This window comes from Acidithiobacillus ferriphilus (assembly GCF_028215975.1).
GTDB lineage: Bacteria > Pseudomonadota > Gammaproteobacteria > Acidithiobacillales > Acidithiobacillaceae > Acidithiobacillus > Acidithiobacillus ferriphilus.
This window is the reverse complement of the sequence record NZ_CP116458.1, coordinates 659,156-672,902: the sequence shown is the minus strand read 5'-3', so window position 1 is coordinate 672,902 and position 13,747 is coordinate 659,156. Positions and strand designations below refer to the sequence as shown.

The window sequence follows — 13,747 nt, the reverse complement described above, 5'->3', positions numbered from 1 at the left end:
GCGCCATTACGCCGACCTTCGGTGGCGCCATATTGCCGGCCGGTGACAATCTTTGTCTGGAATTTGATTGCCGTGTCCCTTTGAGCTTTGGATGTACCTCTAAAGCAGCTCCTTATGAACTATCGCATATGGTGATAAGTATGGCTCGATTTGATCAGTTTAATATTGTATTCACGGTGTCGGGCACGATGCGACGTATTGCGAAAGTTAAATTCCACAATGACGGAAGCATTTTCGTATTCTTTCCAGGCTTCAAATATACCGAAGGGATATTATGCGTCGCCAAGTTAGTTGCGGAATTGACTAATTCGTCAAGAATCAACCTTACCAAGGGTGGCAAGGTTGCAAGCCACTTAGTTAAGTACGCTCACCATGCCGATGGTGAAGCGCATTTTTCGCAAGACGGAAAGGTGAAAACCGATATTCGACGGAAAGCCGTTCCACTTGCAGAGCAATCTGGGCATCTATTCACCATACAGACGCAAGAATTCACTAGCTTTCCCGCGCTGCAGAAGCCTAAAGAAAAGCAATTGACGTTCAATATCCCAGACGATGTGTTTGCCCTTAGATTAATTGTTTGGAGGTTTCGACTTTCAGATATGAGCATCACAGGAGACATTCCCGCAGGTGCGATTCCGGTCATTCGGACTTCCAACGGCGTGGATCATGCTGGCCTTATGGTATTGCCACCTGAAGGATCCCCGTTCGACGACGTCGCTCTGTTCCTAACAGTACAACCGATGCCACCTATCTCTGAAGATCTAGCAGTGCACTTGATATTTTTGGGCGGATTCGATTCGATATCGGTCGCACTTAATCATGCGAAGGATACTGAATTCCTTGCCTTCGCGTATCCGTGCGCGGACTTCGCGGCACTCAAACACAACATTGGCTCAATCGATTTTATACCCGGGCCAAAGAAAAGTTGAAACTGATGCGCTAACGCCAATTCCACTTCGTGACCAATTACTGACGCCCCGCCAGGTCGAGAATTCGATCAAGGTCGGATGATGCATTTGCTTTCTGCTGCTGAAATGACCGCTGCCCTGCTGCCGACCACCAGGGCTCAACGGCGGCAGGGCAGCGTTATGTATATACTACGTGATTATGTATAGTGCGCATGTCGAGCTGGCTGTAAGCCCTGTCAATGCTGGCCATTTGGTAGGAGCGGTATCGAGATGCTATACATAAAATTGGTCGATTCGGTGTGTAGTCACCACGACAGGGCTCCGCATGCGCCACAGATCAACACCCCAGCTACCGGTCTGATCCATGGCCACAATGCTGATCAGAGATTTTTGGATCACCATTAACTTACTGCTCGGGATGGTGGTTGCCTGTGAATCCTAGCACGCCTTCCGATCCGGAAGCCTGACACCAATATTCGGCACCGCCGGTGGGCAGTCATTTTGCTGGAGTCTCCAAAACAGTGTTTATTATGTAGAGCGCGCGAGCACAATTCGGCCCTACAATCCAGTCGTAGCAAGGCTCGCAGCTGTACCGCTATACATAATCGCGAGGTATACATAACGCTGCTTATGTGTATGTACATATAAGCAGCGGGAGCAGTCGTTCACCAATAGCATGGAAACGTCTATAATCAAACAAGTTGCCTCCGTGTCCACCTATGTTGAATAGTCGAACTCTGCGGGCAAGCGAGCAACAATCCTGTCAGGTTACAGTTTTACTCTGTCAGCCTGGTGATGGGATAGACCCGCGGGGTCAAATTAGCAAGTTCGTAGCTGGATAGGCTTCCCACAAGGAAAAGTCATGAGATACATAAATATTTTATCGCTGGTGGAAGCATATAGACATTTAGATGGAGAGGTCTATAAAAAGTATTTAAAGCATCACGGTATATGCTTAAAAAATGAAGAAATAGAAGACCTAGAGTCCCTACTAGAAAGCATGCACAGTGCGAGCAATATGAATGACTTTAATTGGTTTTTTGTTGGATACAAAATCCCACAAATAGGAAAAGAATTTGATTTGTTGCGATTCGGCAGAGATAGCATAATAAATTTAGAGCTAAAAAGCGCTAGTACACCAGAAAATATAAATAAACAACTAAAAAGAAATAGATACTATTTGAGCTATATGGGGAAAGAAGTGCATAATCTAACATATGTGTCGAGAGACAACAAACTATACATTCTTGATAGAGAAAATGAATTGAGCGAAGTTGACTTTTCTTATTTGGGCGATTTGCTGAGAAATCAGAAGGTTGACTATATTGAAAATATTGACGAACTATTTAATCCGTCAAGCTACCTGGTTTCACCGTTCAACTCCACGGCTAAATTTATAGAAGGTTGTTATTTTTTGACTGCACAACAAGAGGACATAAAATGTCAAGTAATGCAATCCCTGCTTGATAAAAGGCGATACAATTTTATCTCAATTACAGGCAGCGCCGGAACTGGAAAGACTTTATTAGTTTATGATATCGTTAAGACGCTAAATGAGGAAAATAAAAACCCTTTATTAATTCATTGCGGAAATTTAAATGAAGGACAACATTCGTTAAATATAAACGGTTGGGTAATAATCCCAATAAAACATTTAGAATCTTATAATCTGTTAGAATATGACGCCGTCATAATTGACGAAGCGCAACGCATCTATCCTAACCAACTTGATAAGGTGATTGAACAAATAAAGCAGGGAACTGGAAGCTGCATATTCTCGTACGACAAGGTCCAGACATTAGCAAAGAGCGAGGAAAATAATGATATAGACTCAAAAATAAAAGAAATAAATCAGATTTATACATATATATTATCGGAAAAAATAAGAACAAATAAGGAAATTTCCACATTCATTAAAATGCTTTTCAATAGCAAAAGAAATCTTCCCAACCCAAGCAACACCAATATTGAATTAAATTATTTCAAATCACCTGAAAGCGCAAAAGAATACCTTGAAACGCTAGACAAATGCGAATGGGAGGTACTTCGCTTTACACCATCACAACATAACAGTGAGTACCACGAAAAGTACTCAGATGTTACAAAAAAAACGTCTCATAAAGTTATTGGACAGGAATTTGATGGCGTTGCTGTGATTATAGATAAATACTTTTCATATAATGAATACGGCAAGTTGATATACAGAGGAAGGGCATATTATGATCCCGAAAAAATGCTTTTTCAGAATATAACACGCACCAGGAAGAAATTGAAGTTGGTGGTGATTGACAACGAGGAAATTCTAGCAAGATGTATGGTCATCGTACAGTAATAAACTTTTGGCTTATACAGACAGTTAGCGCTATGTTCGTTTGAACGACCCTCAATATCGTACGATATGCACAAACGTGGCCCGTTAGCTGCTCGGCATATAGCCGCTATAGTATGAACCGCCAGGGTACTGAGTGGTTTGGGTAGGAAGCTTCCAATTGGCCATCAGTGATGAATGACCGCAATCAGTCTGCTGGCGACCATTATGGCTCAACGGCGACAGGGCAGCGTTTGCAGTCATTCAGAAATTGGTGGGCAGCACGCAGCGCTGCTTGGTTGACGTTTACTAGGCATAGCTGAAAGATGTGACGAGTTGATTGACAGATTCAGGGTCAGAAATGACAAAAAATGTGTCTATAAATAGAAGCGTCACAAAAACGTTCGCTTCACACATAGAATAATCGGCATATTTTCTACAGTAACCTTATGATCGCCCAATGGTTTGCAGACGTACCAATAACGCTGGGCTGATGCCGAGGTTATCCATCAATGCATCATTGTACTTCCGGTCAATCAGATACTGACAAAGATCCAGCAGCCGTAACAGTGCCGCCACGGCTCTTCCCATATCATGCTGATCTGGCACATTTTCCGCTATTACGGGAGGCAATGCCGCACGGAGAAAACTCATACTGGCAGCCACGAAAAGCGGCGGCACCCGGACTTTGACATGTACTTCTCCAATTTTCTCCTGGCGGCGGATGAACGCTTCATCATAGTCCCCGCTAAACAAGTCTTGCAGCCAGGCAATATGAGTTTTCTTGAGGACATCAAGACGTCCATCAATGTAGGGAGCGGTTTGTTGGTCTTCTTGAAGAATCTCGTAAAAATGATCGGTCAACAAGGGTATGTGGGGCACGATGTCCGGGCCAACACGGGTCATGATCTCCTGATCCTTTTTACAGAGTCCACCGATATGGCAGAATGCCTTCAGATTAGCATCTTTTGTGGTGATTTCCATGCAATATTACCTTATATACGGTTGTTGTTATTACAGCAAATCGGCAATAGACATTGCTGCCCGATTAGCATCCAGAAATAACAATTCTAGCTTTGCCTATTTGCGGACGATGACACTCAGTACAGCCTCTCTGCCTGTCTGAATAAGTAAAATATAGCCGCTGTTTCCTTTGATCATGATCTGTTCCCGTTCTCCACTGGCAAGCTTTAAGTTCAGAGAGGATAGATCTAATCATTTCTTCATATACAACGATCTCCTGATATTGATTTTATTGAGGTCTAGCTGTTGTAGTGACGAGATGCGTTTTAATGCCGTCGCTACAGCCACTAATTTTACAGCTAGGTACCCACTTATTATGGAACAATATGATTGACAATTATATGATGTTGACCATTTTTAATATTTCCGATACGAATATTTTGCCCGCACCAAATTTTCCTGTATTGGCAGCTTTGGTAATGAATCCGACGACCTCGTTGAGTTGTTCCCTGGCCACCACCACCTCAATTTTTGCTTTTGGTAGCAGGTCAAAAGGTTGCCCATCGCTGGGGTAGAGCGTTGTATGGCCCCTCTGGCGGCCAAAACCGTGTGCCTCGGTTACCGTCAGATCGGCGACGTCCAGAACCGACAACGCCGTGCACACATCTTCAATCCTGGACGACTGAACCATGGCGGAAATTCGGTGCATTACAACGGGCGCCCAGCAGTCATTGGGTATTCATCCTGGATTTTCCCAGTCATGCCCAGCAGCTCAGACAGCAGCATACGATTCTCTAAATCCAGCAGACATCCCTGATGGATGGCCCCCTCAGTATCTCCCACATCCAGAAGAGATTTGGCGGCACGGGCGAATTGGTGCATTCGTTCATGGCGGGTGAGTAGGCCATCAAAATCCAGTGCCTGACCAAAGATACGTGCGCCATCTCCCCGTAGCCATCGCCCCAGATGGCAATAATCCCCTGCATCCTCTTCCAGGATATGGGCTGGGAACGGGTTTTCGTGACGCAGGGCGCGGAGGAACATTTGCACACGCAGGGTATGGCCCTCCAAAATCGGCGGCAGGATAGCCATGAATGTTGAGACATCACCCACCTGAAGGATGGGGCGAAAACGGGTGCTCCAGGCATGAATGGCCTCGGGAGGGAGCGGCTTGGAAAAATAGTACCCCTGCAGATGGCTGCACCCCATTTTGGTGAGCAGTGCCGCGTGCTCTGCCGTCTCCACTCCTTCAGCAATCACATCCAGACCCAACATGCGGCTGGCGGTAATCACCGCTGCGACGATGGCAAGATCCTTAGGATCATTGATCATGTCGCGCACAAAACTCTGATCGATCTTGATGGATTGGGCGTGGAGCTGCTGGAGGTAGGTTAGAGACGCATTGCCAGTACCAAAATCATCGAGGGCGACGCGCACCCCCATGCGATGACAGGCAGCCAGGAGGACTTGTGCCCCTGCCATATCGCTCAAAGGTGCCGATTCGGTGATCTCAATCTCTAGCTGATTTGGGGGCATGTCAGGGTATTTGGCCATGGCTTCCCGCAGATCGTCTAGAAAGCGGGCGTCGAGCAGATGGCGGGTACTGATATTCACCGATATGCGCAATGGCAGGCCAGCCTCTTGCCAGATGGCTCCTTGTCGTAGTGCCGTTTCCAGAACGAATCGACCGACGGGACGCGCGAGATGGGGATGGTCCAGGGCTGAGAGAAAGACCGCAGGTGAAAGCAAGCCTTGCTCCGGGTGTTGCAAGCGAATGAGGGCTTCCACGCTCATGATCTCTCCGGTGCTGGATACAATAGGTTGGTAGTGCAGGATCAGACGCTTGTCGTTCAATGCCTGTTCCAGCATGGCGCGCATTTCCACCTCCGCTTGCACGGCTTCATTCAGGGCCAAAGTATGCAGGTGCCATCGATCTCGTCCCGCGTCCTTGGCGGCATAAAGCGCCATATCGGCATGCTGTATCAGGGTGCGGGAATCGTTGTCATCCAGGGGATAGAGAGTGACGCCGATACTGCCAGAGACGCTGATCGCTTCGCCCTGGATATCCAGCGGTTCTCGGATGGTGGCGAGAAGGCGGTTACAAAGCGTCTCGAGATCTTCCACGCTATTCAGTCCGGGCAGGATCAGCCCAAACTCGTCGCCGCCCATCCGCGCGAGGGTGTCCCCGGCGCGCAGATACCCTTGCAGCCTCTGCACCACGGCCAGCAGCAACTGATCTCCGGCCGCGTGCCCGAGCCGATCGTTCACCTGCTTGAACCCATCGAGATCGAGCAGCGCCACGCCAAGGAGTCGCTCATTCCTCAGGGTCTGGACCCGCGCGTTTTCCAGGCGATCATGGAAGAATGTGCGATTCGGTAAACTCGTCATAGGATCGCGAAGAGATTGATTGCGTAGCAGAAGCACCATTTCACCAAGATGAGCAAACGCGTGGAAATAGTCTGATCCGACCCGATGGAAATAGCCTTTTTCGCGCGCCCCGATCAGGATCGCACCACGCAGATCCTCCGCACCAAAGGGAAATATCCCGATTTCTTCGACCCGGTTGTGGAGGTCTTTGATCCACTCTGGAGCGCGCGGATCTTCTACGGACTGGATGACCGTCTGTCCGCATTCCAGTGCCTCCCAGCAAGGATCTCCCGCAGTCTTCGGTAGTTGCAGAGCCGGCAAGGGGAGACCAGCCATACACTCCAGGGTTAATACATCTCCCATGGCACCACTCACCACATAACCAGCCAGGCGTACGCTGGCGCTCTTGCGCGGCAGGGCTTCGCAGATCTGCTGGAGCAACGCCTCTGGGCGTGGAGACTCCGCCCCTTGGGGAACGGCAAGCACCCCCAATAAAACATCGAAGAGGGCCAACCGATCGGCATCGGTCTCGCGGGATGCGCGGGCATAGCCGTCGAGTTGGACCATGAGGTCGCCAATCAGCAGACGGAACAAGGCGTCCCGCAGCGCATTCCGGTCGGCCTCCGGAACCTGGTCCTGGAGCACCTTCTGCCAATGGCGCCAGTAGAGGATATAGGCGCCGGCGAGCCAGGAGGGTTCGATGCCCAGACGGTGGTGCAGAGCCCCGAGTTTGCGCATGGACTCCCGCCAGGATTTGTTCAGGTGACTGGCCAGAAGCCCGCTGATGTGTTCCGCCTGTTTCTGGATCAGGGCGTCCAGACGCGCGTGGGAGAAATCCCGGAAGACGGCGGCGGTGACCGGGTGTGAGAGCAGATAGTCGTAGAAATCGTGTGCGAGTGCCCCGGTTTCCGCCTCAAGGAGAACCCGGTAGCGTTCGATGAATTGAAAGTCCGAATCATGCAGACCGAGAAAATTAGGGAGTGTGCTGGTGGTTTCCATACTTTAGGTGATCCCTGTCTTGCCAATGATAAGGTGTGGACGTTGTATCCTGAGTTGACGTCATCCGCAAACACGTCAAGCACCTCCGGATCCAGTTGCGTCCCTCTTCACTGCGCATGATTTTCATTGCTCTGGCGTGTGGCGTGGCATCGCTATAATGGCGTGCATGAATATTGCGTCAGAACTATCTGCTACGGATATTATCCCGGCTGCTGCTTGAGCATCACCAATGCCTCAATTAAAGGTAATGACATGCCAGTAGCCTTGGACACGCGATTAAGCCGATCCTGTTCATAAGAGCGATCAATCAAAAACTGGCAGGCATCCAACAAGCGGCCGAGCGCTCGAGAGCAACGCGGGCAGGTATCTGGCCGATTCATCTTGGCTGCGGCTTCTATCTGGTCAAAAAGCAAAACGCGCAGAATGCTGAACCCAGAGGCGAGAAAGAGCGGTGGAACCTGATTTGTAACGTGCGCTTTGCCGATTTTTATCTGGCGAACAAAAAAAGACTCATCATAAATTCCGGACAGAATATCTTCAATCCAGGCGTGATGAACCTTTTTTAAGTGCTCAATTTTCCCATCGAGAAATGCGGCAGTAGTCGGGTCTGCCAGGAGTCGCTCATAAAAGACGTCCGTTATTTCGGTTACTTTTGGTCTTAGCCATTCCCCCACTACACGCAATCGCTCCAAGCGTAACTCATCCAGCCCGACCAGTTTTCTGAACGCCTCAAAATCGCGCATTATGACTTCGTCATTCATTGACAATCCTCTATTTTTAAACTAACGGCAGCCAATCGCTAAACATACTCAGCATTTCTCTGGCCATCGCCGCAATATTCGCTTTTGGTGGTCGGCTCAAGCAGGTTCTTGGTTAACGTAAATAATACATTTTTACCGATAGTCCGCAGTTAGCCGGAATGAACCATTACAGCAGCTCACCGGCTGCTTTGGCGGCGCGGCTGGCATCGAGAAACACCAGGCCCAGTTTGGCCTCCTTACGAACAATCACACTGAGGACCGCTTCTGGTCCGGCGTGAATCAGCAGTACGTAGCCGTTATTACCCTTGATCATGACTTGTTCCAGATCACCGCGCGCCAGCTCGGTGGCGGTCCGCTCACCCAGAGACAGCATAGCGGCGGCCATGGCACCCACACGAGCCTCATCCATGGCGGAGGAGAGTGCAGAGGCGATCGTCAGACCATCGGTCGAAATGATGGCAGAGGCCTCTATGTCGGCGGAACCGCCGTTGAGATCAGAAAGTACCGATTGAATCAATTCTTCGCGCATAATGTACTCACTCACTTGTACGTCGGTCGCCCGGATTTATGACAAAGCCTCTAACTGGTTAATTTGTAAAACTTTCCCTGCTCTCATCGCCCATGATATCTGCGTGCAACATTAAGCCGTCAGTGCTGAGCAGGCCTTTTACTTTGGCGTCGGCGGATAATACAGATAGTGCGGTCATGTGATTTTGAAAATCATTTCAAACATATATTCTCTCCCAGAGTGAAAGTCCGTGACCAAAAAACTCTTTAGGGCTGACCGCCTGCACTTATAGTTGTGCGCCCCGTGTAGAATTTTGACCATAGTTAGTCGCAAATGTGACATTTTTCACATTGAAACGCACAGGTGTGTCATTTTTATGGATGGCCCATCTTTCAAAGGCAATAACCATACCTGGCAATGTGTTTTCAATGGGGTGATGAAGTCCTTCGCACACGGCTTGGCGTGCTCAGCCAGTATTCGTTCCAGAGATCTCCCGGTTACAAAGCCCCCGAACAGAAAAACTAGCCGTTGGATTTCGCTGCAAGCAGCGGGGAATCAAGCCCGAAGAGATTGATGCCACTTGATCGTCGCCAATGAATAACCGCAAACAGTCTGTTCTGATCATTGGCCGATAAACCATTATTTTTTTTGAGGGCTATTCGATATTAGATCATCATCGATCTGCCTGGCCTGGATGGCCGCAGGGCGGGCACTGATCCGTGACCAATAATGCTCAATGCCTGGGCGCCTTTCGATTGTGCCAAATTGCAAGCCAAAACCTAACTGTGAGCCTAAGTACACATCGGCAGCCGTGAAATTTTCACCAAGCAGATATTCTCCCTGCTCTACTGCATCTTCCAGAACATCGAGTACTGCCTCATAAGTGCCATAACCAATCATAGCCTCACGTTCAGGAGGCACGATAAAGCCCAACGCCTTGTTACTGACAGCAGCCTCCAATGGCCCTGCAGCAAAGAACAAATAGCGGTAGTAAGTGCCGCGTAATCGATCATCTAAAGCCGGTGCCATCCCCATCTGGGGGAAGGCGTCTGCAAGATACGCGCAAATCGCCGCTGTTTCCGTCACTACAGTTTGGCCATGCTGGATAGCGGGAATCTTGCCCATTGGGTTGATAGCCAAATACTCGGGAGCCTTCATCGACGTGCCGTAATCGAGTAGTATCGTCTGATAAGGCACTCCTAATTCCTCGAGCATCCAGCGCACGATGCGGCCCCGCGACATAGGATTGGTGTAGAAGGTTAAGTTATCATTGGGCATGGTTTGGTGCTCCACATGGTGGTTATGGTAAGGAATCAGACTTATTAGCAAAATACAGATCCGTCATCCCCATACTCGACAATCCAGCGCAGGACTGTCTTTACAGTCGAGATATCTGAGGCCGTCAATGTCCGCAATCAGTCTGCAGCCGACGTTAAGCGGGTTTCATGCAGCGCCGCGTGATGATCCGCTCAACATCCTCCTGCAAGCATTCAGACTGATTGAGCGCATCGGTATCCAGCCTCGTCTGTGCTCACAAACTGTCTTTTGTTGCCGATCAGCCTACGGATCGCCGAGTCACTGTTGAGTCTGACCTACCAGCCGTGCACTCTTCAGGTCGTAGACCACATCGGTAATGGATCCATCCCGAATGCGCTGAACCGCTTCGTCAATCACATGGAGCGGCACCAGAAACCACTCTCTTGGTTTGACCGGATGCCCGAAGCGATCGTCGATGGTCAAATCAATCTGTGCTGCGCTAAACAAGCGATGGAAGATGTTTTCCAGCCTTGTACGGTTCAGGTTGTGGAGCTTATAGGTGGCAACCACCTCTATGTCCGCCAACAGATAGGTCGCATCCTTTTCTGCGCCTGCGATGCGGGTCTCCACCTTGCCGCCGGTCACGCCGATTTTGTGAATCAGTTCGCGGTGCTCGACGACGAATGGATGCTTGGAGAGGCTGCGCAGCACGTAGATGGTCCCGCTTTCGATATCGTCTTGTTCTGGCGCGTCACCAAACAGCGGCCCTATGCCTGGGTCGCTCAGGCGACGGCCGGTTTCATCCTTGTAGAGTGCCCTTTGTAGCGAGCGGCGCAGTAAGTTGCTTTCTGTGCCGTTGGCGTAGATGACGCGAAGACGTGCGTCGCTTTCGCCGTTTGGCGCCTTGATGGTTTCGCCAATTTCTGCCACATAGGCAAGCTGCCCGCCGACGATGAAGTAGTCCCCGCTGGCAATGCTGGCATTTCGTCCAAAGCGCTGCGCCATGCGATAACCTGACTTCAAATCTCGTTCTGCCTGCTCGAACAGCGGTTGGAACCTATCAAAATCCGGGCACGACGTGCGGTCGGCAATTTCCTCCGCCGCTGCACGCTTTTCAACATGAGAACGCACATGGCGCAGCACGGTGACGTCATTCTGATCCGTGAGGCTATCAACGATGCCCAGCTCCGCAAGCAAGGTGTCTTCGTCCATCGCATCCACATCGGTTGATGCCGCTGCCGCGCCAGACAATAATAGCCCCGGCGCATCCAACCCGGCCAGGAGCGTTTGCGCTTCTGGCAACTTGCGTATCTGGTCCAAACGCACGGCATACAGGCGTTCAAAGATGTCGCGACCCTCGCCATGCAGCGGGGCGCGGCCATGCGCTTGATGGAAACGCAGGATGTCCTCAAAGCCCGCGATGATGCGTTCCTCGCGCGGGGTTCTACTGGAGGCCTTAATTGGGGCGACTTCTACCCCCAGCGCATCCAGCAGCTCGTCATCGTTCATGTCAGCCATTGCTGGATTCCCCCTGCGCTTGAGCCGCCTTGGCCTGCGCACGGTAGCGCGCCAGCGCGGCCACGCCTTCGGCCATGCGCTTTTCCCATGCATCGGCGGAGTGGATGTCCGGCAGGCGGCCACGTTCATTCTTGAACAGCAGGGCGCGTTTTGCCAGCTCGCGGGCTTCGTCTTCGGGAATGCTGAGCTTCTTGGCGGCAATGCTGTCCTGAACCTGGCGCAACGATTTCTCATCCATCGCTTTCGCCAGCACCGCATAGGCGGCATCGAAGGGGTTGATGCGGTCGATCAGGTCAATGTCCAGGTCGCGCACATTGACGAACTTGCGCACCCCATCCAGCAAGGCCGTATTGCCTTGAGTTGCGCCTTCGGCATCGGCCTGGGCTAACGCCAACTTGGCCTGTTGGGTGATGTTCATGGCAGCGATGGCATGTTGACGAATGGCCTCCTGATCGGCCCCGTTCAATTCCGGGTAACGCTCGCGCACGATTTTGCCCATGTGCAACTGGGTGAGTTCTTCGGGCAAGGTGTTTTCCTGGTCGAAGAGGCCGCGCTCCAGCACCGTCTTGTCCTGCAAGAAGCTGGTGACGACTTCGTTCAAGTCTTCTTTACAGATGCGTGTGGCTTCAGGGGTTTCCGGCGTGGCCAGTCCGTTGATCTCGACGTGGTACTGACCGGTGCCATCATTCACCCCCACGTTGGTGCGGCCTGGCTGATAGCCGTCGGGCCCATAGTAAAAGCCCTCCTTCGGCCCCATGTCCTTCGGGGTGAACTCGTAGCGTGGTGCAAGAACCTGTTCCATCAGCAGACTGGCGGAAATGGCCTTGAGCAGATCGTTCACCGCCTCGGCCACAGCGGCTTGTTCGGCTGCGGGTTCGGCAATCAGATTGGTGAAGCGCGCCCGTTCCTTGCCCTCGGCATCGCGGGTGGCGCGGCCGATGATCTGCACGATTTCGGTCAGGCTGCTGCGGTAGCCGATGGTCAGTGCATGTTCGCACCAGATCCAGTCGAACCCTTCTTTCGCCATGCCCAGCGCGATGATGACGTCCACATGGTCGCGATTGTTCTTCTGCGCAGGGTCTTTCAGTGCCGCCAGCACGCGGGAACGTCTGGCCGGGTCGCTGTCGTCCACGAGGTCTGCCACCTTCAGCATGTTACCGCCCAGGGTTTGTATCTGGTGGAAGCCGGTGGCCGGATCAATGCCCTTCCATTCGCCCAGCGCCTGCATGATCTCATTCACTTCGCGTTCCTTGTCTTGCAGGCTCTCGCGTGAGTTGACATTGGGGATGTGAACGATGGTCTTGAGTGCCGGGTCCAGCACCTTCGCAACGGCGTCCACATACCGGCCCGTATAGAAGAAATAGCCGATGTCCAGCGACTTGAGCCAGCTGTAACCATTGAGCTGCTCGTAGTAGGTGTAGGTGATCGTCTCGAACCTGGCTTCATCCGCCGGGGCCAGCACCGCCTCGCTGTCGCCACGAAAGTAAGACCCGGTCATAGCCACCAGATGCACCTTGTCGCGGGCGATGAAGGCACCGAGCTGACTGCCCAGCTTGTTGTCCGGGTTGCTGGAAACGTGATGGAACTCGTCGATGGCAATCAGGCGGTTGTCGAACGCTTCGATACCCATCTCTTCCACCGCGAAGCGGAAGGTGGCGTGGGTGCAGACCAGCGTCTGGTCGGGGCTTGCCAAAAACTTGCGCACCTCGTCCACCTTGGACTTGGCCGCGCGTGGCTCGTCTACGCCAGGCGCGTTGCACAGGTTCCACTGTGGGGCCACCTGCCAATCCCAATAGAAACCGTACTGGCTCAGGGGTTCATCGGCAAAGCTGCCGCCGATGGAGCGCTCGGGCACCACGATGATGGCCTGCCGCAAGCCCTGGTTGTTGAGCTTGTCCAGGGCAATGAACATCAGCGCACGGGATTTACCCGATGCCGGGGGCGATTTGATCAGCAGGTATTGCTCGCCGCGTTTTGCGTAAGCGCGCTCCTGCATGGCGCGCATGCCCAGCACGTTGGCCTTGCTGGATGCGCCGGTGCGCGCCGTGGTGATGGACACCGATGGCACGGTGCAGGCGTTGGTGGGGTTGGTCGTCGCGTTCATGGCTTCCGTCGTCGTGGTGCAAAGTGTGTGGAGCTGGCGATCAAAACTGGATCA

General features: G+C 51.7%; 10 protein-coding genes. 2 read left to right on the top strand and 8 right to left on the bottom strand.

Annotated features, from left to right (window positions below):
- Positions 1–140: 140 nt before the first annotated feature.
- Both PJU76_RS03285 and PJU76_RS03280 read left to right on the top strand, forming a co-directional pair.
- Positions 141–929 (top strand): hypothetical protein, encoded by a 789-nt coding sequence (locus PJU76_RS03285; RefSeq protein WP_271780470.1) that lies wholly within the window; start codon positions 141–143, stop codon positions 927–929.
- A gap of 841 nt (positions 930–1,770) precedes the next feature.
- Positions 1,771–3,240: a DNA/RNA helicase domain-containing protein gene (locus tag PJU76_RS03280; RefSeq protein ID WP_271780469.1), complete on the top strand. Its 1,470-nt coding sequence runs from the start codon at positions 1,771–1,773 to the stop codon at positions 3,238–3,240.
- Between the two features lie 423 nt (positions 3,241–3,663).
- On the opposite strand, the gene PJU76_RS03275 is transcribed toward PJU76_RS03280, so the two are convergent.
- The 8 genes from PJU76_RS03275 to PJU76_RS03240 all read right to left on the bottom strand — a co-directional run bounded on the left by PJU76_RS03275 (position 3,664) and on the right by PJU76_RS03240 (position 13,693).
- A complete protein-coding gene (locus tag PJU76_RS03275) occupies positions 3,664–4,200 on the bottom strand; it encodes a protoglobin domain-containing protein (RefSeq protein ID WP_271780468.1) in 537 nt (178 codons plus the stop codon).
- Positions 4,201–4,576: 376 nt separating this feature from the next.
- Positions 4,577–4,888 carry a P-II family nitrogen regulator gene (locus tag PJU76_RS03270; protein WP_334212476.1) on the bottom strand — a complete coding sequence of 104 codons (312 nt, stop codon included), beginning with the start codon at positions 4,886–4,888 and terminating at the stop codon, positions 4,577–4,579.
- Complete coding sequence (locus tag PJU76_RS03265; protein ID WP_271780466.1) at positions 4,888–7,545, bottom strand: EAL domain-containing protein; 2,658 nt, start codon at positions 7,543–7,545, stop codon at positions 4,888–4,890. The genes PJU76_RS03270 and PJU76_RS03265 overlap by 1 nt, the downstream gene beginning before the upstream one ends.
- Before the next feature lie 200 nt (positions 7,546–7,745).
- A complete protein-coding gene (locus PJU76_RS03260; protein ID WP_271780465.1) occupies positions 7,746–8,306 on the bottom strand; it encodes a protoglobin domain-containing protein in 561 nt (186 codons plus the stop codon).
- 166 nt (positions 8,307–8,472) lie between these two features.
- Positions 8,473–8,835, bottom strand: coding sequence for a roadblock/LC7 domain-containing protein (locus PJU76_RS03255; RefSeq protein WP_014028199.1), 363 nt, complete (start codon positions 8,833–8,835; stop codon positions 8,473–8,475).
- Positions 8,836–9,453: 618 nt separating this feature from the next.
- Complete coding sequence (locus PJU76_RS03250; protein ID WP_271780464.1) at positions 9,454–10,092, bottom strand: glutathione S-transferase family protein; 639 nt, start codon at positions 10,090–10,092, stop codon at positions 9,454–9,456.
- Positions 10,093–10,389: 297 nt separating this feature from the next.
- Positions 10,390–11,589, bottom strand: a complete 1,200-nt coding sequence (locus PJU76_RS03245) for a GIY-YIG nuclease family protein (protein ID WP_271780463.1) — start codon at positions 11,587–11,589, stop codon at positions 10,390–10,392.
- Complete coding sequence (locus PJU76_RS03240) at positions 11,582–13,693, bottom strand: DEAD/DEAH box helicase (RefSeq protein ID WP_271780462.1); 2,112 nt, start codon at positions 13,691–13,693, stop codon at positions 11,582–11,584. The genes PJU76_RS03245 and PJU76_RS03240 overlap by 8 nt, the downstream gene beginning before the upstream one ends.
- Positions 13,694–13,747: the final 54 nt, after the last annotated feature.

Excerpts from the sequence above, each read along its gene's own strand:
- PJU76_RS03280 (WP_271780469.1), top strand. The coding sequence starts at position 1,771 with ATGAGATACATAAATATTTTATCGCTGGTGGAAGCATATAGACATTTA.
- PJU76_RS03270 (WP_334212476.1), bottom strand. The coding sequence starts at position 4,888 with ATGCACCGAATTTCCGCCATGGTTCAGTCGTCCAGGATTGAAGATGTG.
- PJU76_RS03250 (WP_271780464.1), bottom strand. The coding sequence starts at position 10,092 with ATGCCCAATGATAACTTAACCTTCTACACCAATCCTATGTCGCGGGGC.
- PJU76_RS03275 (WP_271780468.1), bottom strand. The coding sequence starts at position 4,200 with ATGGAAATCACCACAAAAGATGCTAATCTGAAGGCATTCTGCCATATC.
- PJU76_RS03245 (WP_271780463.1), bottom strand. The coding sequence starts at position 11,589 with ATGGCTGACATGAACGATGACGAGCTGCTGGATGCGCTGGGGGTAGAA.
- PJU76_RS03255 (WP_014028199.1), bottom strand. The coding sequence starts at position 8,835 with ATGCGCGAAGAATTGATTCAATCGGTACTTTCTGATCTCAACGGCGGT.
- PJU76_RS03260 (WP_271780465.1), bottom strand. The coding sequence starts at position 8,306 with ATGAATGACGAAGTCATAATGCGCGATTTTGAGGCGTTCAGAAAACTG.
- PJU76_RS03285 (WP_271780470.1), top strand. The coding sequence starts at position 141 with ATGGCTCGATTTGATCAGTTTAATATTGTATTCACGGTGTCGGGCACG.
- PJU76_RS03240 (WP_271780462.1), bottom strand. The coding sequence starts at position 13,693 with ATGAACGCGACGACCAACCCCACCAACGCCTGCACCGTGCCATCGGTG.
- PJU76_RS03265 (WP_271780466.1), bottom strand. The coding sequence starts at position 7,545 with ATGGAAACCACCAGCACACTCCCTAATTTTCTCGGTCTGCATGATTCG.